General features: G+C 62.4%; 19 protein-coding genes and 1 tRNA gene (1 of these 20 only partly in view). 5 read left to right on the top strand and 15 right to left on the bottom strand.

Going from position 1 to position 21341, the window contains the following annotated elements:
• Positions 1-209: 209 nt before the first annotated feature.
• Positions 210-1274, bottom strand: coding sequence for a porin (locus tag AZF01_RS18790; protein ID WP_024709816.1), 1065 nt, complete (start codon positions 1272-1274; stop codon positions 210-212).
• A 503-nt stretch (positions 1275-1777) separates the two neighbouring features.
• Between AZF01_RS18790 and AZF01_RS18785 the strand changes: the two genes are divergently transcribed.
• Positions 1778-1853 (top strand) — tRNA-Ala (locus AZF01_RS18785).
• Positions 1854-1883: 30 nt separating this feature from the next.
• Here AZF01_RS18785 and AZF01_RS18780 read toward each other — a convergent pair.
• Genes AZF01_RS18780 through AZF01_RS18765 form a run of 4 tightly spaced genes read right to left on the bottom strand, consistent with a single transcriptional unit; the run spans position 1884 to position 4280 of the window.
• Positions 1884-2312, bottom strand: a complete 429-nt coding sequence (locus AZF01_RS18780) for a DUF1178 family protein (RefSeq protein WP_024709817.1) — start codon at positions 2310-2312, stop codon at positions 1884-1886.
• Positions 2313-2328: 16 nt separating this feature from the next.
• Positions 2329-3189 (bottom strand): carbon-nitrogen hydrolase family protein, encoded by an 861-nt coding sequence (locus tag AZF01_RS18775; protein ID WP_061449819.1) that lies wholly within the window; start codon positions 3187-3189, stop codon positions 2329-2331.
• Between the two features lie 10 nt (positions 3190-3199).
• A complete protein-coding gene (gene grxC, locus AZF01_RS18770; RefSeq protein WP_061449895.1) occupies positions 3200-3457 on the bottom strand; it encodes a glutaredoxin 3 in 258 nt (85 codons plus the stop codon).
• 37 nt (positions 3458-3494) lie between these two features.
• Complete coding sequence (locus AZF01_RS18765) at positions 3495-4280, bottom strand: ComF family protein (RefSeq protein ID WP_081725752.1); 786 nt, start codon at positions 4278-4280, stop codon at positions 3495-3497.
• 79 nt (positions 4281-4359) lie between these two features.
• Here AZF01_RS18765 and AZF01_RS18760 point away from each other — a divergent pair, with 79 nt between their 5' ends.
• The gene (locus AZF01_RS18760) at positions 4360-5244 is read left to right on the top strand and encodes an SAM-dependent methyltransferase (protein WP_024707731.1); all 885 of its coding nucleotides are present in this window, start codon (positions 4360-4362) and stop codon (positions 5242-5244) included.
• Position 5245: 1 nt separating this feature from the next.
• On the opposite strand, the gene mutT is transcribed toward AZF01_RS18760, so the two are convergent.
• From mutT to AZF01_RS18740, 4 genes are all read right to left on the bottom strand, one after another.
• Positions 5246-5653 (bottom strand): 8-oxo-dGTP diphosphatase MutT, encoded by a 408-nt coding sequence (mutT, locus tag AZF01_RS18755; RefSeq protein WP_024707732.1) that lies wholly within the window; start codon positions 5651-5653, stop codon positions 5246-5248.
• On the bottom strand, positions 5650-6414 hold the full coding sequence (locus AZF01_RS18750) for an N-acetyltransferase (RefSeq protein ID WP_024707733.1): 765 nt from the start codon (positions 6412-6414) through the stop codon (positions 5650-5652). The genes mutT and AZF01_RS18750 overlap by 4 nt, the downstream gene beginning before the upstream one ends.
• A 139-nt stretch (positions 6415-6553) precedes the next feature.
• The gene (gene argJ / locus AZF01_RS18745; RefSeq protein ID WP_024707743.1) at positions 6554-7789 is read right to left on the bottom strand and encodes a bifunctional glutamate N-acetyltransferase/amino-acid acetyltransferase ArgJ; all 1236 of its coding nucleotides are present in this window, start codon (positions 7787-7789) and stop codon (positions 6554-6556) included.
• Positions 7790-7843: 54 nt separating this feature from the next.
• The gene (locus AZF01_RS18740; protein ID WP_036236863.1) at positions 7844-8707 is read right to left on the bottom strand and encodes a peptidylprolyl isomerase; all 864 of its coding nucleotides are present in this window, start codon (positions 8705-8707) and stop codon (positions 7844-7846) included.
• A 352-nt stretch (positions 8708-9059) separates the two neighbouring features.
• Between AZF01_RS18740 and secA the strand changes: the two genes are divergently transcribed.
• Positions 9060-11843: a preprotein translocase subunit SecA gene (secA, locus tag AZF01_RS18735; RefSeq protein ID WP_024707734.1), complete on the top strand. Its 2784-nt coding sequence runs from the start codon at positions 9060-9062 to the stop codon at positions 11841-11843.
• A 171-nt stretch (positions 11844-12014) separates the two neighbouring features.
• Here secA and AZF01_RS18730 read toward each other — a convergent pair whose 3' ends face one another.
• The 5 genes from AZF01_RS18730 to AZF01_RS18710 form a co-directional block, all read right to left on the bottom strand.
• Positions 12015-13460: a homospermidine synthase gene (locus AZF01_RS18730; RefSeq protein WP_024707735.1), complete on the bottom strand. Its 1446-nt coding sequence runs from the start codon at positions 13458-13460 to the stop codon at positions 12015-12017.
• A 163-nt stretch (positions 13461-13623) separates the two neighbouring features.
• Positions 13624-14541, bottom strand: coding sequence for a DUF3445 domain-containing protein (locus tag AZF01_RS18725; RefSeq protein WP_024707736.1), 918 nt, complete (start codon positions 14539-14541; stop codon positions 13624-13626).
• Entirely contained in the window at positions 14538-14825 is a 288-nt protein-coding gene (locus tag AZF01_RS18720; protein ID WP_024707737.1) for a YciI family protein, read from the bottom strand. Before AZF01_RS18720 ends, AZF01_RS18725 begins: the two co-directional genes overlap by 4 nt.
• A 10-nt stretch (positions 14826-14835) precedes the next feature.
• On the bottom strand, positions 14836-15972 hold the full coding sequence (locus AZF01_RS18715) for an aminodeoxychorismate synthase component I (protein ID WP_024707738.1): 1137 nt from the start codon (positions 15970-15972) through the stop codon (positions 14836-14838).
• A 1-nt stretch (position 15973) separates the two neighbouring features.
• Positions 15974-17827, bottom strand: a complete 1854-nt coding sequence (locus tag AZF01_RS18710; protein ID WP_024707739.1) for a M3 family oligoendopeptidase — start codon at positions 17825-17827, stop codon at positions 15974-15976.
• A gap of 378 nt (positions 17828-18205) precedes the next feature.
• On the opposite strand from AZF01_RS18710, the gene AZF01_RS18705 reads away from it, so the two are divergent.
• Both AZF01_RS18705 and AZF01_RS18700 read left to right on the top strand, forming a co-directional pair.
• Positions 18206-19858, top strand: a complete 1653-nt coding sequence (locus AZF01_RS18705; protein ID WP_244435539.1) for a DUF882 domain-containing protein — start codon at positions 18206-18208, stop codon at positions 19856-19858.
• Positions 19859-19919: 61 nt separating this feature from the next.
• Positions 19920-20174 carry a helix-turn-helix transcriptional regulator gene (locus AZF01_RS18700; protein WP_024707741.1) on the top strand — a complete coding sequence of 85 codons (255 nt, stop codon included), beginning with the start codon at positions 19920-19922 and terminating at the stop codon, positions 20172-20174.
• A 176-nt stretch (positions 20175-20350) separates the two neighbouring features.
• Here the strand turns inward: AZF01_RS18700 and AZF01_RS18695 are convergent, their stop codons facing one another.
• Positions 20351-21341, bottom strand: partial view of a M23 family metallopeptidase gene (locus AZF01_RS18695; protein WP_024707742.1) — the 3' portion only. It continues 953 nt past the right edge of the window; the window shows 991 of its 1944 coding nt (coding positions 954-1944); its start codon lies off the right edge, out of view; its stop codon occupies positions 20351-20353.

Genomic DNA, 21341 nt, shown 5'->3' with positions numbered 1-21341 from the left:
GCGCGCTTTGCGTCAGTCCCGCTGGGTCGGACGGCATTCACTGTGCGGCGTTCTGCGCGGGGCGTTCACCGCGGCGGGGCCTGCCGGGTGCAATCGTTCCGCTGCGGAAGCATCCACGCAAGCGACAGGCTGAAAAAAAAGCATTCCCGGCACAATGCCGGGAATGACGGAATCAGCAAGACGAAAATGCGTTTTCCGTGACGAAGAGATCAGAAATCGCGTTCGAGACGAACCCAGCCAAACCAGTTCTGCTGGTTCCAGCTGTCGTCGAGGAAGGCATAGTTGATGTTGGTGCGCAGATGGAAATCGTCGACGATCTCCCAGTCTGCGGTGGCGCCCGCTTCCCAGAAAACCTTGTCGTTGCTGGCGACGTTATACTGCGTCTGCGGCGCGAGGATGAGGTTCTCGGTGACGTTGAAATAGTAGTTGGCGGCCACCGCATATTTCAGATAGGTGCCGGCGATCGGGCTGTCGTTCCAGTTGGCCGCGGTGAAGTCGGGGCCATAGGCGATGAAGCCGCTCTCGTAGAGGCCGGCGATTTCGAACGTGCCGGGCCCGATGCCGAAGCCGGCCCAGGGACGCAGCGCATAGGTCTCGTTGTAGGTGTCCCAGGCGGCGTCGAACTTGAAGTAGTTGCTGTCGGAGACGATGTAGCCAAGGCGGGCGGCAAGGCCGAGCTTGGGGTAGTTGGTGTCGCTGAGGCCGACATTGCCCGGCGTCATCGCGTCAATCTCGAGGGCGGCCTGGAAATGGTCGGCGCCGTTATAGGCGATGCGGATCGCGTTGTAGCGGCTGACATTGTCGATATTGTCGAGTTCGCCCCACAGGTCCTCGTTCCAGTAGCCCTTGATGTAACCGGCGCGCAGTGCGAGTGCATCGCCGATGTCGATATAGGCTTCGTCGATGGTGAAGTCGTCGCCGGTGCCGTTGGAATAGAAATAGAGCTCGGGAACGAATTTCGACGTCAGCGTGCCGAGCTCGGTATCGGACTTGGCGGTGATCGCCAGATTGGTCTTGACGTAGGGATACCAGTCGCCGTCGGCGGCCGAACCGGTCTGGATGCCGCCGAACTTCGTCTCGAAACGGACATAGCCGCCGATATCAAGGCAGGTTTCCGTACCCGGAATATAGAAATAACCGCTGCCGAAGGCGTCACAGGCTTCGACGTAATTGGCGGTGACCGGCTCGATCATCACGACGGGGTCGGCGGCCGTCGCGCCTGTTGCAGCCGCAAGCAGCGAGGCGGAGCCGATGAGGAAAAATTTGGTCTTCATGGTCAGTACTCTCCAGAGCCCTTGATAATCATCACACGAACGCAGGGACGCCATGACGCACTCGGTTGTTATTGTGTTCAATCGTTTATTGGCGATTGCAGAGACGACTATACGTTGACCCGTTTGAAACACAATTGCCGCCGACAGATTCTCGGCGGGTGCGTGCACGATTCGGTCTCGATAGGACAGAGGTGTTGTCGAACGGCAACTTTTTCGGGCATGGATCGAGTGGGCAGGCAACCTTTCGGCGCCAAAAGAAGCAACCAGAAAAGAAAATGAAAACATATTGTTATGCTAAAAAAAACGCGCGCGCGAAGGTGATTCTCTCTCCTCCTGCCGGAATGTCCTGCCGTCTGGATGCGCGGCGGGAGCGCATCCCGCAGTTGGGTGGGCCGCCTGCCTGCGGCAATGCGTCCTCGCTTCCGGACCGGCTCCGTCCGCGTTTTCGGTCTCTTCCCGCTTGCCCGTCAGGCCGGTTTGGAGTATCAGCGATTTTGGTGAAAGGGGCCGTAGCTCAGCTGGGAGAGCGCTGCAATCGCACTGCAGAGGTCGGCGGTTCGATCCCGCTCGGCTCCACCAACCGCCTTCGCCATCCGTTGCGCCGGAAGCTCAGTTCTTGTCTTCGGGCAGGACGGGCAGCGGCATGATCTCGATGCCCTCTTCAAGCAGGTCGCGCACCTCGTCGGGCTTTGCCTCGCCGATGATGCCGCGCTGCTTTGCCTCCCCGTAATGGATCCTGCGCGCCTCTTCGGGAAAACGCTCCCCGACATCCTCGGAACCGGCGCGGATTTCGGCCACCGCCTGTTTCAGTTTCTCCAGGGCCTCGCGTTGCGCCTTGTCGACAAGGGCCGCCTTGCGCTCGTCCTTTCTGCGGGCGGTCGAGACCTGCGGCGCCATCAGATCCTTGGCAATCTTCGCCGAATTGCAGATCGGGCAGGCCAGAAAACCGCTCTCGACCTGGCGGTCGAAATCATCGCTGCCGGAAAACCAGCCCTCGAAGGCGTGGCCATTGTCGCAGGAAAGGGAATAATGGATCACGGAGCCGGCCTCTCACTCAGGCCTTTTCGGCACTGGCTTGCATCGCCTGATGCTCTTCCAGCGTGAAGGGGCGGATGTTCTTCAGGTTCGGGACCTTGCCGCGCGCCTCGGCCACCTGATCGGTGTCGATCTCGGCGGTGATCACCGCCTCTCCGACATCGCCGGCCTCGGCAAGCACGCGGCCCCAGGGATCGATGATGATCGAGTGCCCGAAGGTCTCGCGACCGTCCTCGTGGACGCCGGCCTGTGCCGCCGAGATCATGAAGGCGCCGTTTTCAATGGCGCGGGCGCGTTGCAGCACATGCCAGTGCGCCTCGCCCGTCTGCTTCGTGAAGGCGGCCGGCGCCGTCAGCACCTCGGCGCCGGCAAGCGCATAGGTGCGGAAAAGGTCGGGAAAACGGACGTCATAGCAGATTGCCATGCCGAGCCGGGCAAAGGGCAGGTTCGCCAGAAGAGCGGTCTCTCCGGGCCGGTAGACCGCGCTTTCGCGCCAGCTTTCGCCATTGTCGAGGTCGACATCGAACATGTGGATCTTGTCGTAACGCGCGGCGACGGTCCCGTCGGGCGCAACCAGGAGCGCGCGGTTTGCGACCATGTCGTCGCCGACGGCAATCGCCGTCGAGCCGATATGCAGGTAGACGCCGTGTCTTTCGGCGAGCGATGACGCCGTGCGGACGATGACATCGTCCTCCTCGCCCCTCAGCACCGCCATCAGCGCCTTGCGATTTTTCTGCACCGCGCCGGTCATTTCCGGCGTCTGAACATAGTCAGCGCCCTTCGCGGCGGCCTCTTCAACCAGTCGCGCCAGCGTCTCTGCGTTCTTTTCGGGGTCGGTGCCGGAGCGCATCTGCAGGGCGGCGGCGGTAAAACGGGTCATATGAGGTTCCTCAGGAGGCGAGAAGCGGGTCAAGCTTGCCCGCGCGTTCCAGGGCGAAAAGATCGTCGCAACCGCCGATATGGCGGTCATCGATGAAGATCTGCGGAAAGGTCGAGCCGCCCTTGGCGCGCTCGATCATCTTCGCCCGGACCTCCGGGGTCTCGGTGGCGTTGTATTCGGTAAAGTCGACGCCCTTGTCGGCGAGGAGCTTCTTCGCGCGGGCGCAGAAACCGCAGAATTCCCGTGTGTAGATCTCGACATTCGCCATGATGAACTGGGGTCCTTTCTTTGCTGGCATCCGGCCTTCATATAGTTTCATCGAGAACGCGTGCAAAGGTCAAAACGTTGATCTCCGCCGCGCCCTTGCGTCTCAGGAGGCGCGCGACGGCCGAAACGGTCGCGCCGGTCGTATAGACATCGTCGATGACAAGAATCGACTTTCCGAAGACCTTGTCCTCGCTGTCGGGCGAAAGCGCAAAGGCGCCGCGCACATTGTCCTCGCGCGCCGTGCGGCTAAGCCCCACCTGCCTGCTGGTGCGCCGCGTGCGCCGCAAGAGGCCGGGCAGGAAGGGTTTTTCGGAAAGCCGCGCCAGATTGCGCGCCAGTTCGGCCGACTGGTTGAACCGGCGCGACATCAGCCGGGTCTTGTGCAGCGGCACGGCGGCGATGCCGTCGGCGCGCGCAATCATGCCGTCATCGGCGCGGCGCATCCATTCGGCCATCATCACCGCAAGATGGGTGTTGTCGCGGTATTTGAGCGCGTGGACGAGATTGCGCACGGAGCCCGTGTAGTAGGCGGCGGAGCGCAGCCGGTCGAAATCCGGCGGATTGGCGATTGCCGCGGCGCTCAGGATGTCCGGGCCGAGATCATGGGAAAACGGCGTTCCGAGAACCGCGCAATAGGGCCGTTCGATGAAGCGGATATCGCTCCAGCATTCCACGCAGAGCGCGCGATGCGTCCCGGTGGTCCTGCCGCAGGCGGCACAGACCGGCGGGAAGAGGAGATTGCCGAAGGCCGAGAGCGCGCCGCGGGCCAATGCCGCGGAACGTTGCCCTATTGTCTCGCCTCTGAAGGGTTCGATCTCGTCCATGGGCCTGAAGGTAGCGCGTTGACGGATGCTTTGCGACTCCCTAATTGGCGGGCAGGCGTCACTGAGAAAGGCCGCATGCATGGAACAGGTTTTCGATTCACAACGGGTGGAGAAGAACCGGCTGAAGGCCTGGCAGGCGGCCAAGCCCGGCGCGGATTTCCTGCTCGAGCTTGTCGCCGAAGAGATCGCCGACCGGTTGGCCGTCGTCGAGCGCACCTTCGACCGCGCCGTCGAACTGCACGGCATGACAGGTGCCGTGGCAAGGGCCGCGCTGGCGAGCGGCAAGGTCGGAAGGCTCGAGAGGCTGGAAAGCGACGAGGCCTTCTCCTCTGAGGATGCGCCTGTCGCGGTCGCGCCGCTGGAATGGCCGGGGCTTGAGGACCAGTCGCTCAATCTGGTGCTTTCTCCCCTTGCCGCGCATCTGACCAATGATACGCCCGGCTATTTCATCCAGGCGCGGCGGGCGCTGAAACCCGACGGGCTGTTCCTGGCGGCCATTCCGGGGTCGGGCACGCTTGTCGAGCTGCGCGATTGCCTGCTTGCGGCAGAGGCCGAGATCTTCGGCGGGGTCAGCCCGAGGGTCATTCCCTTTGCCGATGTCCGCGATGTCGGCGGCCTGCTGCAGCGGGCCGGCTTCGCGCTGCCCGTCGTGGACCAGGAGAATTACACGGTCCGTTACGATACGCTGTTCGACCTGATGGCGGATCTGAGAGCCATGGGCATGGCCAATCCGCTCTCCGACCGGTCGAAAAAGCCTGTCAGCCGGGCCTTCTTCCTGCGGGCGGCAGAGCTTTACGCCGAGCGCTACAGCGATACCGACGGGCGCATCCGCGCGACGTTTTCGATCATCTATGTGTCCGGCTGGGCGCCGCATGAAAGCCAGCAGAAGCCGCTGAAACCCGGTTCGGCGAAGGCGCGTCTTGCCGACGCGCTCAACGCCGAGGAGTTCAAGCTGAAGCGCTAGTTTACAGCAGATCCTGCAGGATCGGGATCAGCGGTTCGTCGGCCGGCGGCATCGGGTAGTCGCGCAGGTCGCGCGCCCGCACCCACTTGATTGCCTGGCCTTCCCTGCCGGATGGAATGCCCTGATAGCGGCGGCAGATAAAGAGCGGCATCAGCAGGTGGAAACGCTCATAGGTGTGGCTGGCGAAGGTCAGCGGGGCGAGGCAGTCGGGCTTGGTGGTGATGCCCAGTTCCTCTTCCATTTCGCGGATCAGGCAGGCTTCCGGCGTTTCGCCGCTCTCCACCTTGCCGCCGGGAAATTCCCAGAGCCCGGCCAGCGCCTTTCCTTCCGGGCGTTGCGCCAGGAGGATGCGTCCATCCGCGTCGATCAGGGCGCAGGCGGCCACCAGAAGCAGTTTCATCTCGCTCATTTTTCCGCCTTTTCGCGCCAGTAGCGATATCTGTAGGCCTCGTGAAAGCCGAGGGATTGGTAAAGAGCAAGCGCCGCCGCGTTGGTCTCTGTCACCTGCAGCCAGGCGGTGCGCGCGCCCCTTCCCCTTGCCCAGCGCAGCATGCCCGTCGCCAGTTCGCGGCCATGGCCCTTGCGCCGCGCGCCGGGCGCAACGGCAAAGGCCTCGATGCCGGCCATGTCGAAATCATGGACGCAAAGGCCGGCCGCAAAAGGTTCGCCGCCTTCATTTTCCCGGATGAAGAAGCCGTGGGCGGGCTTGATCGCGGTGACGACTTCGGCAAGGCCGGCCCGTGTGAGCTCCGCGACCGGATTGACCTTCAGCGCCGCGCCGACGAAGCGGCCAACATCCTGGCTCGGCAGAAGCTCGACGCCATTCTCCGGTTCGAAGCGGGAGAGATCGAGCGTCATGACGATACTCGCGTCAAACGGCTCAGCCGCCTCGGACATCAGGAATTCAACGAGCGCCGGCGGCGTCAGCGGCGTTTCGCGCACCAGAAGCGGCCGTCCGAAGGCCTCGTAATGGCGACGCGCCTTTTCAAACCGGATTTCGATATCGGAAATATCCGACTGGTCGAGCACCGACAGGCTGTTGAGACGTTTGGACGGGTGACCCGCTGTCAGCCGCAGCTGCCAGGCGCCGTCGTAATGCACGTTCTTTGCCGGCCATGCGCGCAGACCCATGGCTTCCAGCCGGCGCACAAGTGGAAGATCCGCACTCATCTTCGTTCCGATCCTGTCGCGACGTTATTGTTTTTGTTCATCTAGTGCGCTTCAGACCGGCCTGTAAACACGCCACTTACGCTTGGCACAGCCGGTGTTGCGCGATGGCAACGCGGCTGACTGCGGCATTTGAGCGGTATCAGCTGCGGTAGTCGCCATTGATGGCGACATATTCCTTCGTCAGGTCGCAGGTGTAGATCGTCGCCTGACCCTCGCCGAGGCCGATATCGGCGCGAATGGTGATCTCGTCCTCGCGCATCACGGCGGAGGCGAATTCCTCGGAATAGTCGGGATCGCGCTCGCCGTTGACGGCAACGCGGATATCGCCGAACCAGATGGCGAGCCTGTCGCGGTCGGCCTTCTCGCCGGCCTTGCCGACAGCCATGACCACGCGGCCCCAATTGGCGTCCTCTCCGGCGACGGCGGTCTTGACCAAGGGCGAGTTGGCGATCGAACGGGCGATCACGTTTGCCGCGCGATCATCCTCTGCGCCCGTCACGCGCACCGTCACCATCTTGCGCGCGCCTTCGCCGTCACGCACGATCTGCAGCGCCAGATCCTGCATCAGGGCATGAAGGGCGGCGCGGAAATCGTCGAGGCGCGGATCTGAGCCGTCGGTGACCATGTCCTGTCCGGGCGCCTTGCCGGTGGCAAAGGCCAGAACCGTATCCGATGTCGAGGTGTCGCTGTCGACGGTGACGGCATTGAAGCTTGCACCCACGCCCTCGGAAAGGAGCTGCTGCAACGCTTCGGCCGAGATCGCCGCATCGGTGGCAATAAAGGAGAGCATGGTCGCCATGTCCGGCGCGATCATGCCGGCGCCCTTGGCAATGCCGTTCAGCGTCACGGAGACGCCGTCGATTTCGGCGCCTCTCGTCGCGACCTTCGGATAGGTATCCGTGGTCATGATCGCCTTCGCCGCCTCAAGCCACAGGTCTGCGCTGGCATCGCCCGCCATGCTGGAGAGGACACTTGCGAATTTGGAGGCATCGAGCGGCTCGCCGATGACGCCGGTCGAGGCCAGGAACACGTCGCTCTCGGCGCAACCCGCGGCTTCGGCAGCAGTGCGCGCGGTCAGCGCCGTGGCTTCCGCGCCCTTCTTGCCGGTAAAGGCGTTGGCATTGCCCGAATTGACCACCAGCACGCGCGCCCTGCCGCCGGCAAGATTGGCGCGGCAGAAATCGACGGGGGCGGAGGGGCATTTCGATTTCGTGAAGAGGCCGGCGACGGCGGCCGTCTCGTCGAAGATCATCATCATGACGTCCGTCCGCCCCTTGTACTTGATGCCGGCGGCGGCAGTGGCGATGCGCAGGCCGTCGATCGGCGGCATGGGCGGGTAGGATTTGGGCGCGAGCGGTGATATGGCGGTCGTCATGGCAGGCCTCTGAAAGTCCGGCCCGCGGCAGATGCGCGGGCCGGGTGGTTTGGATCACTGCATTTTATTGACGGCGTCGTAGGCCTGTTGCAAGTCCTTATCTTCGATAACGATCTTGTCTCCGGCCTTCAGCTTGGAGACCACTTCATTGTACTTCTCGCTGGCGACGAGCTGGCGAAGCTGGGGTTCAATCTGTTCGAAGGGGATCGGCGTCTTTTCGCGCGTGTCCTCGACCTCGATCACATGATAGCCGAACTGGGTCTGGACCGGGGTCTCGGTATATTCGCCGGGATTGAGCGAGAAGGCGACCTCTTCGAATTCCGGAACCATCTGGCCCTTGGAGAAATAACCGAGATCGCCGCCGTTATCAGCGGACGGACCGGTCGAATGCTCCTTGGCGAGCTCGGCGAAATCGGCGCCGTTGTCGAGTTCCGCGATGATCTTCTTGGCCTCGTCCTCGGTGTCGACCAGGATATGACGCGCGTGGACCTCTTCCTGCTTCGGCGCATTGGCGATTTCCTCGTCATAGCGCGCCTTCAGCATTTCCGGCGTGATCTCGGCATTGATCTTCTGGTCGAAGAAGGCGTTGTAGAGTTCTTCCTGGCGTAGCTGGTCCATGCGCGTCTTGAAGGCCTCGGTCTTGTCGAGACCCTCCTTTTCCGCCGCATCGGTGATGACCTTCATGTCGATCAGGCTCGAAAGGGCGACCGCGCGCAGCTGCTCCTCCGGCATCTGACCGAACTGGCCCTTGAACTGGTCGAGCGTGGTCTGCAGTTCCGACCGGGTGATCGGGGCGCCGTCGACGGTGGCGACGACGGCGTCGTTCGCGGAAGAGCCGCTGTCCTGAGCGAAGGACGGGACCGCGAAGCTGACAGTCGTGGCCAGGAGTGCTGCCGCTGCCAAATGTCTTTTCTGCATGAGTTCACCTTTTCCTGTTGTGCGGCGAAACCTCCTGTTTCGCCCTCTTGCGCCGGTCGGGCCCGTCGCATGTGGTAGAAGCGTTGCCACGCGTCAACGTGTGCGGCCGGAATGCGTTGCATCCTTACCGCGATTTAATGTGCGGCGGTCCGCAAGAAGACCGGCAACACAGGAATGTGGCCATTGTGGCGCGGCCTTTGACGTTGACATCCCCCGACCCCCCTCTTATCTGTCTGCCAAGCCCGCGTCCAGTGAAGCTCCGGACGGTGATATGGACCCCGCTTGTCAGGAATGCGTTTGTACGGCGCCACGTACAGGATAGATATGACAACTTTCAGAAAGAGCTATTGAAATGGTCTCACTCGGTGGCGTAGCCCGCAAATTGTTCGGTTCGGCCAATGATCGCCGGATCCGCTCCTACAAGCCCCGCGTGGCGGCGATCAACGCGCTTGAAGAGCAGATGACGGCGCTTTCGGATGACGACCTAAAGGCAAAGACCGAAGAATTCAAAAAGCAGCTCGCCGACGGCAAAAGCCTGGACGATCTTCTTGTTGAAGCTTTCGCCGTCGCCCGGGAGGCATCGAAGCGCGTGCTTGGCCTGAGGCCTTTCGATGTCCAGCTGATCGGCGGCATGATCCTGCATGAAAACGCGATCGCCGAAATGAAGACCGGCGAGGGCAAGACGCTCGTCGCCACGCTTCCCGTCTATCTCAATGCGCTCGCCGGCAAGGGCGTCCACGTCGTGACCGTCAACGACTATCTGGCGCGTCGCGACAGCGAGAACATGGGGCGGCTCTACGGCTTCCTCGGGCTCACCACCGGCGTCATCCATCACGGCCTCGACGACCAGCAGCGCCGCGCGGCCTACAGCGCCGACATTACCTATGCCACGAACAACGAGCTCGGCTTCGACTATCTGCGCGACAATATGAAGATGCAGCGCGCGGAGATGGTCCAGCGCGGCCACAATTACGCGATCGTCGACGAGGTCGACTCGATCCTGGTTGACGAGGCGCGCACGCCGCTGATCATTTCCGGGCCGCTCGATGACCGTTCGGACCTCTACGTCACCATCGACAAGATCATTCCGATGCTGGACGAGGGCGATTACGAGATCGACGAAAAGCAGCGCTCGGCAAACTTCTCCGAAGACGGCATGGAAAAGCTGGAGAAGATGCTGACCGAATCCGGTCTGATGAAGGGTGAATCGCTCTATGACGTCGAGAATGTCGCCATCGTCCATCACCTCAACAACGCGTTGAAGGCGCACAAGATGTTTTCCCGCGACAAGGATTACATCGTGCGTGACGGCGAGGTCGTGATCATCGACGAATTCACCGGCCGCATGATGCCGGGTCGGCGCTATTCGGAAGGCCAGCATCAGGCGCTCGAGGCCAAGGAAGGCGTCAAGATCCAGCCGGAGAACCAGACCCTGGCCTCGATCACCTTCCAGAACTATTTCCGCATGTATGACAAGCTGGCCGGCATGACCGGCACGGCGGCAACCGAAGCGGAAGAATTCGGCAATATCTACGGCCTCGACGTCGTCGAAGTGCCGACCAACCTGCCGATCGTGCGTCTCGATGAGGATGACGAGGTCTATCTCACTGTCCAGGAAAAATACGAGGCGATCGTCGAGGAGATCAAGGCCGCGAAGGCAAAGGGCCAGCCGGTTCTCGTCGGTACGACTTCGATTGAAAAATCCGAGATGCTGGCTGCGGCGCTGAAGCGCGACGGCATCGCGGAGTTCGAGATCCTGAATGCCCGCTATCATGAGAACGAGGCCTTCATCATTGCCCAGGCCGGCGTGCCCGGTGCGCTGACGATCGCAACCAACATGGCCGGTCGCGGCACCGATATCCAGCTCGGCGGCAATCTGGAAATGCGCATCCAGGCCGAACTCGGCTATCTGGAGCCGGGCATCGATATCGTCACCAACGAAGAGGGCGAACGCGTCGAGGTCGAGCGCAAGTTCACGCCGCCGGGTCCGGAGCGCGAGGCGAAGGAGCAGGCGATCCGCGAGGATGTCGCCCGGCTGAAACAGGAGGCGCTGGCTGCCGGCGGCCTCTACGTGATTGCCACCGAACGTCATGAAAGCCGGCGCATCGACAATCAGTTGCGCGGCCGTTCCGGCCGTCAGGGCGACCCGGGCCGTTCGAAATTCTACCTCTCGCTTCAGGACGACCTGATGCGCATCTTCGGCTCCGACCGCATGGAAAGCATGCTGACGAAGCTGGGCCTGAAGGAGGGCGAGGCGATCGTCCATCCGTGGATCAACAAGGCGCTGGAGCGCGCGCAGAAGAAGGTCGAGGCCCGAAACTTCGACATCCGCAAGAACCTTCTGAAATATGACGATGTGCTCAACGACCAGCGCAAGGTGGTCTTCGACCAGCGCAAGGAACTGATGGATTCCGACGATATCTCAGAGATCGTCGAGGACATGCGCCATGAGGTGATCGAGAACGCGGTTCACCGCCGCATTCCCGAACGCGCCTATGCCGAGCAGTGGGATGTCGCCGGCCTGAAGGAAGACTGCCTGCGCATTCTCAGCCTCGACCTTCCGATCGAGGAATGGGCCGCCGAAGACGGCATTGCCGAGCCGGAAATTCTCGAGCGCATCAATGCCGCCGCCGATCAGGCCGAGGAAGTCCGGGCCAGGCAGGCCGAGCAGTTCGGGCCTGACGTGATGAAATATGTCCAGCGCCAGGTCACCATGCAGTCGCTCGACCATCTCTGGCGCGAGCATATCGTCAATCTCGATCATCTGCGCTCGGTCATCGGCTTCCGCGGTTATGCCCAGCGCGATCCGCTGCAGGAATACAAGGCCGAGGCTTTCGAACTGTTCCAGGCGCTTCTCGGCAATATGCGCGAGCTTGCCGTCTCGCAGCTCTCGCGCGTCCAGCTGGTGCGCGAGGCGCAACAGCCACAGCCGGAAGTGGATCCGGCGAAGCTGCGCGCCAGCCATGTCGACCCGGATACCGGCGAAGACGAAATGGCGGGCGAACAGGTCGGCGCCGGTGAAGCCGCAGCGCCTGCCGGTCAACTGCCGCCGGAATACCGCAATGTCGGCCGCAACGACCTGTGCCCCTGCGGTTCGGGCCGCAAGTTCAAACACTGCCACGGCCGTCTCGCCTGACCTAATCAAGGCTTCATTGCAGGTCATCGCCGGATCCGGCGGCGCGGCCGGACCCGTTTTCCCGGCGCGATGTCAGGCGACGCGCCGGTTCCCGTTTGTCGCGACCGGCTGAGAGAGCAGGAGCAGGACGGAACGGCCGCGCAGGCGATGCGTTGCGGCCGTTTTCCTTTCTCAGAACTGCACCAGGATGTTCTTGAACTGCCAGGGATCCTTCTCGTCCTTGCGTTCCTCGAAGAAGGTCTGGCGGTCGGAGAGCGGCGTCCAGTCGGTATAGTGGCCTTCGACCGGGCCGAGATAGGGCATCTGGATTTCCAGGCAGCGGCGATAATCCATCTCGTCGGCCTCGACGATGCCCGCTTCCGGGTTTTCCAGCGCCCAGACCATGCCGGCCAGAACGGCGGAGGTGACCTGAAGCGCGGTCGCGTTCTGGTAGGGCACCAGGTCGCGCGTTTCCTCGATCGAAAGTCTTGAACCGAACCAGTAGGCGTTCTTGTCGTGGCCGTAGAGCAGCACGCCGAGCTCGTCTATGCCGGTCAGGATATCGGCCTCCTCCAGCACCAGGCTTTCCGCCTGCGGGTTGCCGCCATTGCCGAACATCTCGTCCAGCGAGAGCACGGCCACGTCGGCCGGGTGGTAGGCATAGTGGCAGGTCGGCCGGTAGGAGACCTTGTCGCTGTCGTTCCTGACGGTGAAATAATCCGCGATCGAGACGGATTCATTGTGGGTGACGAGAAAGCCATATTGGGGCCCGGGCGTCGGGCACCAGCTTCTCACCCGCGTATTGGCCCCGGGCTGCTCGATATAGATCGAGGCCTTGCAGCCCTTTTTGTGCTTCTTGGCGTTCTTCGGCATCCATTTTTCGTGGGTGCCCCAGCCGAGTTCGGCGGGCTGCATGCCCTCGGCGACGAACCCCTCGACGGACCATGTATTCCAGAAGGTTCCCTGCGGACGCAGGAATTTGGAGCGCTGGGTGTCACGCTCGGCGATGTGGATGCCCTTGACGCCGGCATCCTTCATCAGCTGCGCCCAGCCCTCGCGGTCATCTGCCATAGGTTCAACGAAGTTCATTCCTGTGTCGCGGGCAAGGTTGACCAGCGCCTGCTTGACGAACCAGGAGACCATGCCCGGATTGGCGCCACAGCAGGAAACGGCGGTGGTGCCGCCGGGGGTCTTGCGCTTTTCCTTGCGCACGGTTTCGCGCAGGGCGTAGTTGGTGCGCGAGGCATTGTCGGCGTTCTTGTCGAAATAGAAACCGAGCCAGGGTTCGATCACCGTGTCGATATAGAGCACGCCGAGCGAGCGGCACAGCTTCATCAGGTCGAGCGAGGAGGTGTCGACGGAAAGGTTGACGCAGAAGCCCTGACCATCGCCCTCGGTCAGAAGCGGTTCCAGCAATTCCTCGTAATTGTCCCTGGTCACGGCAGCGTGGATGAAGCGGACCCCGTGGTTTGCCGCGATATTGGCATGGGCGTCATTCGGATCGATGATGACCATGCGCGACTTGTCGAAATTGAAGTGCCGTTCGATCAGCGGCAGGGCGCCTCTCCCGATGGACCCGAAACCGATCATGACAATGGGTCCGGTGATTTCGGCGTGGATCGGGTATTCCTGAAGCATTTCCGTTTCCTTCTCGATTAGGACCTGCGCGCAAGGCGAATGCCGCGAACGTAAGCACAAATTGTGACACGGCCATTTTGTTCCGTGGCCTGTCGATCGCGTTAAAAGCGTGACCACAGCGCCGGGCAACAGTAAAGCGGATTTGTTGCCGTCGTTCCAGAAGTCAGTTCAAAACTTCCCGCAGATAAGCCGAAAGCGCGTCGATATCGGCATCTTTCATGCCCTTGTAGGCGCGCTCCTCCGCCGTCAGTCCGTCAAGCTGCTTCAGCATGGCTGCGGCGATCGCACGGTTCTCGGGATGGCGCCGGACCATGGCCAGCGGATCGGCGTGGATCTTGATTGTGAAGAGGATGGCGCCGGTTTCCGGCAGACGACGCAGCGTCTGGCGCTCGACGCGCAGGACATTGTCGCCGATCGGGCGGACCGGCCGGAACGGGTCTTCCGGCAGATGCTTGGAGACCGGCATCGCCAGCGCATTCGAGCCCTTGAAGGACCAGTTGAACCGCTCGGCCGGAAGGTCGGGCTTCAGGTTGTCGAAAATGCGCGTGACCATCGCCGCATTTCTTGTGCCGCCCTGAAAGCCCGGCACGTCCGCATGGACCTCGTCCATCGGCCGCCCGGCCTTCTCGGCCAGCGACCAGGAGGAGGGGAAAGCGATGAAGCCGGCGGAAAGATGCCAATGGCCGTCATGCCTGGTGAGAACGGCCAGGTCGTCGGCGATCAGCAATCCCGCCCGCATCAGCGGCGGCATGGTCCCGTCGGCGATATCGACGGTGTGGCCGGCCATCGACATTATGGCGCCGTCGAGCCGGTGGGTGTCGCGATGCTCGTCCCCCAGGTGGCGGACAATCAACTCGAGCGCTTCCTGCTGGGCTGCGAGACTGTCGGGCGCGGCGCGGAAGATTGCGTCAGGGTCCGCTTCCAGAAACTGTCTCTTCTCGTCGAGATAGCGGCCGAGATCACCCTCCGCCTCCAGCCAGTCCGTTGTCGCAATCTGCGAGAGGCCTATCGAAAACGGCTTGTAGGCGCGGCCATAGGGCATCAGGCGCAGCGGGCGGTTCTCGGTCGCGGCGTCCGTCATGGCTGTTTCAGGCCTTCGACGCCGGCAACGGTTCTGGAAAAATCGACCTCGGTCAGTTCGTATCGCGCCACGCCTTCGCTGACGAAGGGATCGGCCTCGCAGAGGGCGCGCACCTCATCAAGACTGCCGCGGGCAATGATGAGGCCGCCGGTGCGGGGTACTTTGCGACCGGACGCAACGAAAACGCCATCGGCATAGTGCCTGTTCAGCCATTCGATATGGCCATCGAAATGCTTTTCGACGGCGTCCATCGGCGCAACATAGGTCAGCGAGATCAGGATCATCACAACGTCCTCAACCGGCCGGAACAGCGCACAGGTCGCCGGCAAAACGGGCTTTCAGCAGGGCTTCGTCATATTCGGCGCGCGCGGTGGAATCAAGCACGATGCCGCCGCCGACATTGAAAACCGCCCGTCCGTCATCAAAGAGCGTGATCGTGCGGATGGCGACATTGAAGCGCATCGCGCCGTCGGGCGCAATATGGCCGATCGCCCCGCAATAGGCCCCGCGCGGCCCATCCTCCAGGCTGCGCAATATCCTCATCGCCGAAATCTTCGGCGCGCCGGTTATCGAGCCGCAGGGAAAGAGCGCGGCAAAGATCGACCCGATATCGGTGCCGGCGCAAAGCCTTGCCCGAACGTGGCTCACCATCTGGTGGAGCGTGGGGTAGGTCTCGATGTCGAAGAGCTTCGGCACGTGGACGCTGCCGGGTTCGGCGATGCGGGAGATGTCGTTGCGCAGAAGGTCGACGATCATGCAGTTTTCCGCAAGCGTCTTTTCGTCGTCCAGCATCGCCGCGATGATCGCTTCGTCCTCTTCTGCCGTTGCACCGCGCGGCGCCGTCCCCTTCATCGGGCGGGTTTCGATAAAGCCGTCGCTGCCGACCTCGAAGAAGAGCTCCGGCGAGCGCGAGAGGATGCGCGGACCGGCAAGGTCGAGATAGGCGCCGTAGCGCACCGGCTGGCGTTCCGCATAGGCGTGGAAGGCGGCAAGCGGATCGCCCTGCCAGCGGGCTTTGACCGGAAAGGTTAGGTTGCCCTGATAGCAGTCGCCCGCCCTCAGATGGGCGTGCAGCGGTTCGAAACGTTCGCGATAGGTGGCGAAATCCCAGGCGGGTTCGAGATCGGACAGAAAGGGCGTCGCGGAGCACGACGCGGGAAGTCCGGTCTCTTCCGGGGGATCGAAAACGCCGAAGCAGAGATAGGGGATCTCGGTTTTGCCAGGTGAAAGGCCTGAAAAGGCGGGGTCCAGGAGAAGCCCCGCCTCATAGGAAACATAGCCGGCGAGCCAGTGCCCCCCGGCCCGTGCTTCCTCCATGCGGACAAAGCCCTGCGCCACGTCTTCCGGGTCGGTCGCCAGGATCAGCGCATGCGGCTGCGAAAATGTGAGCATGCGGCCGGCGAGGTCGTCCCGGAAAACGGCGCGCGTCATGCTATTCCTTGTCGAGCGCTTCGAGTTCGTCGATCAGGCCCTCGATCATCGACAGCCCCTTGCCCCAGAAGGTCGGGTCCGACGCATCGAGTCCGAAGGGCTTCAGCAGTTCCGAGTGATGCTTGGTGCCGCCGGCGGTCAGCATCTCGAAATACTTGTCCTGAAAGCCGCTTTCGGCATTCTGGTAGACGGCGTAGAGCGAGTTCACCAGGCAATCGCCGAAGGCATAGGCATAGACGTAGAATGGCGAATGGATGAAGTGGGGCACATAGCTCCAATAGGTCTCATAGCCATCGGCAAGCCTGATCGCCGGCCCGAGGCTTTCGGCCTGTACCGACATCCACATTGCGTTGATCTGGTCTTCGGTCAGCTCGCCCTCGCGCCGCGCCGTGTGGACCTTGCGCTCGAACTGGTAGAAGGCAATCTGGCGCACGACCGTGTTGATCATGTCCTCCACCTTCTGGGCGAGCATCGCCTTGCGCTTTGCCGTGTCGGTCGTCTGCGAAAGCAGCGCGCGGAAGGTCAGCATTTCGCCGAAGACGGAGGCGGTTTCGGCCAGCGTCAAGGGCGTCGAGCACATCAGCGCCCCCTGTTTTGCCGCCAGAACCTGGTGCACGCCGTGGCCGAGTTCGTGGGCAAGCGTCATCACGTCGCGCGGTTTGCCCAGGTAATTGACCAGAACATAAGGATGGGCGGAAGGCACGGTCGGGTGCGCGAAGGCGCCGGTGCGTTTTCCGGCACGGATCGGCGCGTCGATCCAGTTCTCGTCAAAGAAGCGGCGGGCAATGCCGGCCATTTCAGGCGAAAACGCGCCATAGGCCGAAAGCACCGTGTCCCGGGCCTCGTCCCACGGGATCACCCGCTCGGCGGTGTCGGGCAGCGGGGCGTTGCGATCCCAGTAGTTCATCTGCTCCATGCCGAGCCATTTCGCCTTCATCGCGTAATAGCGATGGGACAGGCGCGGATAGGACTGGCGCACCGCCTCGGACAGCGCATCGACAACCTCGCGCTCGACCCGGTTGGAGAGATGCCGGCTGTCCGCGATATCCTCGAAGGCGTGCCAGCGGCTGTTGATCTCGGTGTCCTTGGCCACCGTGTTCATGATCAAAGAGAATGTCGGCAGATTGTCCTTGAAGGTCGCGGCCAGGGCTTCCGCGGCCTTGCGGCGGACCGGTTCCTTTGTATCGCTCAAAAGGTTGAGCGTCTTTTCCAGCGGCATGTCCTCGCCGTCGACGGTAAAGCGCATGCGGTCCATTGTTTGGTCGAACAGGCGGTTGAAGGCCTGGCCGCCGGTCGTCGATTTCTCCATGAACAGCTGTTCGATCCGGTCATCGAGCTGGTGCGGCTTCTCTAGGCGGAGATCGAGCACCCACGGGCGGTAATGGGCAAAGCGATCGTCAGCCTCGAACGCCCTGTCGATCGTTTCTTCGTCGAGGCGGTTCAATTCGAGTTCGAAGAACAGGAGATCGGCGTAAATCTCGGTGATCCGCGCCGAGGTGTCGCCATAAAGCTTGCGCAGGGCCGGATCGGCGGCATTGGCATAATAGGAGAGACCGGCAAAGGAGCCGAGCCGTCCCAGTGTGTCGCCCAGCGCCTCATAGGTCTCGATGGCGGCGCCGAGACCGTCTTCGCCGCTTCTCTCCGCCGCCTCGGCTAGCTTGCCCTTCCACCGGGCCGAAAATGACCTTGCCTTCTTCGCGGCCTCATCGAAGGCGTTGTTGAACTCGGGCGAGGAAGGGCCGGGATAAAGATGGGAGAGATCCCATTCGGGCAGGTTGCCCAGGGCCTCGTCGCCGGACTTCGTCGCCCGGGCGGGGCTGCCGGCGGGTGCGCGCGGAAATGAAGCGTTGAACATGGGTCTGTCTTTCCTGTTGTCGTGCGGTCGCCGCCTGAAGCGGGCGCGAAGCTCCAACATATGTGTCGCCCGCACGCCCTGCAATCGGCAGCCCCAAGATATCTGACGCCTTGCTGTTCCGGATCGCCCCGGTTTTTCCGTGCGCCAGCGTTGATTTGCGGCAAGGACTTAACCCTTGGGAAAGGCTAAGCGGTTATTCATGGGTCTAGGAATTTAACCAAATATTGCCTATAAAGTGGCAAGCTGAACGTCAGGCGGGAAAGATGCCTCGTTTGCGCCGCATTGGACCTCCAAGAAGGTCGCCGTCCGCCGCTCCTGAGGCTGCTGACGGTGCGGGGCCCCGATCACGACATTCAGAGTACCCAGGGAGAGTCCGGTTTGTGTGACCGTCCATCAAGCATATTCCTGCAACGGACAATTGCCGTTCTGGCGTTGCTTGCGGCCATGTTCTGCGTGTTTGGCGTGACCGAGGCGCAGGCCGAAACCCGAACCCTGAAGCTTTATTACATCCATACAGGCGAAAAGGCGGAGATCACCTTCAAGCGCAACGGACGCTATGACAAGAAGGGGCTCGAGCAGCTGAACTGGTTCCTGCGCGACTGGCGGCGCAAGGAGCCGACCACCATGAACCCGCGGCTGTTTGATTTGGTCTGGGAGGTCTACCAGCAGGTCGGCGCCAAGGACTACATCAACGTCGTCTCGGCCTATCGTTCGCCCGAAACCAATGCGATGCTGCGCAAGACATCGTCCGGCGTTGCCAAGAAATCGCAGCACATGCTCGGCAATGCGATGGATTTCTTCATCCCCGGCGTGCCGCTCGACAAGCTGCGCGCGACCGCGATGAAGTTGCAGCGCGGCGGCGTTGGCTATTATCCGCGTTCCGGGTCGCCTTTCGTGCATCTTGACGTGGCAAGCGTGCGGGCCTGGCCGCGCATGAGTCGCAGCCAGCTCGTGGCGCTCTTCCCCGAGGGGCATACGCTGCATCTGCCCGCTGACGGCAAGCCATTGCCCGGCTATCAGGACGCGCTCGCGGAATACAAGGCCAAGGGCAGCGTTTCCGGTTCCGAACCCGTCCGCGTCGCCAGTGCTGACGATGGCGACGAGGATGAACGTCCGAATCTGCTTTCGATGCTGTTCAATCGCAACAATTCCGGCAATGATGACACTGCAGGGAGCAACCGCCAGCAGCGCGCCGCAGCGACGCCGTCACGCCAGAGCGCGCCGCAGCAGACGGCGCCCCAGCAGCGGCCGGTCGACATCCTGACGGCGGCCGTCAGCTTCGACAATCTCGACATTCCGCTGCCGCTTTCCCGTCCCGGCGCCGACAATGCCGATCTCGGCACGCCGCTTGCCACCGCGCTGGTCGATCCCAATCCGCCTGAAGCGGAGCCGGCGCTGGCGATCGCTGCCAATATTCCGGTGCCGCAGTCGCGGCCATCCTCGCTCGGCGCGGCAGAGGGCATGTCGGTTTCCGACGTGCTGGTGGCCGAAGCCGCTTCGCCCGTCGAGCAGGCCCCTGTAGAAGTCGCCTCCCTCGGCGACGGTTCGTCTTTCGAACAGGGTCGCTTCGGCTTCATGGATGGCGAGGTTCCCGTGCCGAGCCCGCGTATGAGCTATGCCGGACTGGATCAGGGCGCGCCGATAACGCCCGAGCAGTTGCAGGCGGCCGGCCGCGCCAGGACTGCCGTTCCGGAGCCGGCTCAAAATCCGCGCAAGACGGCCCAGAGCGAGCTTGCCCGCAAGCTTTCGGCCATGGGTGATACGACGGAGCTTGCCTACAACGAGGACAATGACTTCCGCCTCCTATTCCGCCCGACGCTGGCGCGAATCAATGCCACCGCGCCGGAAGCGCCGACCAAGGGCGCCCGCCCAGGGACGATCCTGCCCGGCAATGCCGGGTCGGCCGCCGTATCGGGCGACGCAGCAGGTATTTCTGCTGAAGGCTATCAATCCGCAAGTATTGCAAGTACAAAGTCGAGTGGAACCGGTCCGAAGTCGATTGTTGACTATTTTGATCAGGAAAGATTTTAGTATCTACTCTTGGGCGAACGAGCTACTTGTCGCGCGGATAACTTTAACGTAATATGACGGCATGAGCACATCTGACCCTTTCGTCGCTATTGCCGACCCCAATCGTCGCCATCTCCTGATGGCCTTGAGGCGTGAGCCGAAAACGGTGACCGAGCTTTCGGAGGGGTTGCCGATCAGTCGTCCTGCCGTCTCGCAGCATCTCAAGGCCCTCTTGGACAGCAAGCTCGTGCGCGTCACGCCGGTCGGTACGAAACGGTTCTATGCCATCAATCCGGAAGGTTTCTCCGCGCTGAACGGCTGGATTCGTCAGTTCTGACCGCGGCGTTCCGCGGTCCGGTTGTGCGTCGTCCGGCATTGGCGGGCACGAGGCGCCGATCCTTATAAAACGCAGCTGAACGAGGCGGGTCTTCACAGCGGACGAACCGATGTCGCAGGCGCCCGTACGACCCGACCGTTACGCACGGCCAGGGGCGGCGGCGCTCGGATGCAATGTCAATTGCTCCTGTTGGAAGCGACCTGCGTTGCGCCCTCATTGCCGAGCAACGCGTCGATCCGCTTGCGTTCGGATTCGAAGCGGGCAAGATTCTCGCCCGCCAGCGCGTCGGAATTCGGGAAGCGGATCTTCATCGGATCGACCTTGGTGCCGTTGACCAGGAGCTCATAGTGCAGATGGGGACCGGTGACGAGACCGGTGGCACCGACATAGCCGATGACCTGTCCCTGCTTGACGCGCGCGCCCTCCTTGACGCCCGGGGCGATCTTGCTCTGGTGGTTGTAGGAGGTCTCGTAGCCATTGGCGTGACGGATGATGGTCTGGTTGCCGTATCCGGAGGACGACCAGCCGGCCTTTTCGACGATGCCGTCGCCGGCCGCAATGATCGGCGTACCGGTTCGCGCCGCCCAGTCCACGCCGCTATGCATGCGGGCGTATTTCAAAACCGGATGCCGGCGCATGCCGAAACCGGAGGTGAACTTGCCGTTGGGTACGGGATTGCGCAAGAGGAAGCGGCGGATGCTGCGGCCGTTCGCATCATAGAAATCGACGGCGCCGGTCTTCGGGTCGGCGAAGCGATAGAGCCTGATGGCCTCGTCGCCGATCTTCGCGTCGATATAGAACAGTTCGGACGTGGCCGTCGCCTTGCCGTCCGGATCGGCATCGGAGAAGAACAGCTCAAGCTGGTCGTCCGGCGAAGCCATGGACTGCAGGTCGACCTTGCTCGCCAGAAGATTGATCAGTTGACCGGCCATGTCCTTGGTCAAACCGTAGGTCAGCATGGCGCGGAAAATGCCGTCATAGACCCGCACCGGCTTCTGCGTGGTGCCGAGCAGCAGATCGGTCTCGTCGGCAGACGCGTTGGCGACGGCCTCGCTCATCGGTGGTTCGACGCCCTCGACGAAACGTCCCTTGTCGTTGAGCGCCGTGGTCATCACATGTTCGCCGCCGCGATAGAGGCTGAGCCGGACCACGCGCATATTGCGGCCC

The sequence above is a fragment of the Martelella sp. AD-3 genome, assembly GCF_001578105.1.
GTDB lineage: Bacteria > Pseudomonadota > Alphaproteobacteria > Rhizobiales > Rhizobiaceae > Martelella.
The sequence above is the reverse complement of the archived record's forward strand: the minus strand, read 5'-3'. Positions and strand labels throughout refer to the sequence as shown.

Excerpts from the sequence above, each read along its gene's own strand:
- AZF01_RS18790 (WP_024709816.1), bottom strand. The coding sequence starts at position 1,274 with ATGAAGACCAAATTTTTCCTCATCGGCTCCGCCTCGCTGCTTGCGGCT.
- AZF01_RS18775 (WP_061449819.1), bottom strand. The coding sequence starts at position 3,189 with ATGACCCGTTTTACCGCCGCCGCCCTGCAGATGCGCTCCGGCACCGAC.
- grxC (WP_061449895.1), bottom strand. The coding sequence starts at position 3,457 with ATGGCGAATGTCGAGATCTACACACGGGAATTCTGCGGTTTCTGCGCC.
- AZF01_RS18765 (WP_081725752.1), bottom strand. The coding sequence starts at position 4,280 with ATGGACGAGATCGAACCCTTCAGAGGCGAGACAATAGGGCAACGTTCC.
- AZF01_RS18760 (WP_024707731.1), top strand. The coding sequence starts at position 4,360 with ATGGAACAGGTTTTCGATTCACAACGGGTGGAGAAGAACCGGCTGAAG.
- mutT (WP_024707732.1), bottom strand. The coding sequence starts at position 5,653 with ATGAGCGAGATGAAACTGCTTCTGGTGGCCGCCTGCGCCCTGATCGAC.
- AZF01_RS18750 (WP_024707733.1), bottom strand. The coding sequence starts at position 6,414 with ATGAGTGCGGATCTTCCACTTGTGCGCCGGCTGGAAGCCATGGGTCTG.
- argJ (WP_024707743.1), bottom strand. The coding sequence starts at position 7,789 with ATGACGACCGCCATATCACCGCTCGCGCCCAAATCCTACCCGCCCATG.
- AZF01_RS18740 (WP_036236863.1), bottom strand. The coding sequence starts at position 8,707 with ATGCAGAAAAGACATTTGGCAGCGGCAGCACTCCTGGCCACGACTGTC.
- secA (WP_024707734.1), top strand. The coding sequence starts at position 9,060 with ATGGTCTCACTCGGTGGCGTAGCCCGCAAATTGTTCGGTTCGGCCAAT.
- AZF01_RS18730 (WP_024707735.1), bottom strand. The coding sequence starts at position 13,460 with ATGCTTCAGGAATACCCGATCCACGCCGAAATCACCGGACCCATTGTC.
- AZF01_RS18725 (WP_024707736.1), bottom strand. The coding sequence starts at position 14,541 with ATGACGGACGCCGCGACCGAGAACCGCCCGCTGCGCCTGATGCCCTAT.
- AZF01_RS18720 (WP_024707737.1), bottom strand. The coding sequence starts at position 14,825 with ATGATCCTGATCTCGCTGACCTATGTTGCGCCGATGGACGCCGTCGAA.
- AZF01_RS18715 (WP_024707738.1), bottom strand. The coding sequence starts at position 15,972 with ATGACGCGCGCCGTTTTCCGGGACGACCTCGCCGGCCGCATGCTCACA.
- AZF01_RS18710 (WP_024707739.1), bottom strand. The coding sequence starts at position 17,827 with ATGTTCAACGCTTCATTTCCGCGCGCACCCGCCGGCAGCCCCGCCCGG.
- AZF01_RS18700 (WP_024707741.1), top strand. The coding sequence starts at position 19,920 with ATGAGCACATCTGACCCTTTCGTCGCTATTGCCGACCCCAATCGTCGC.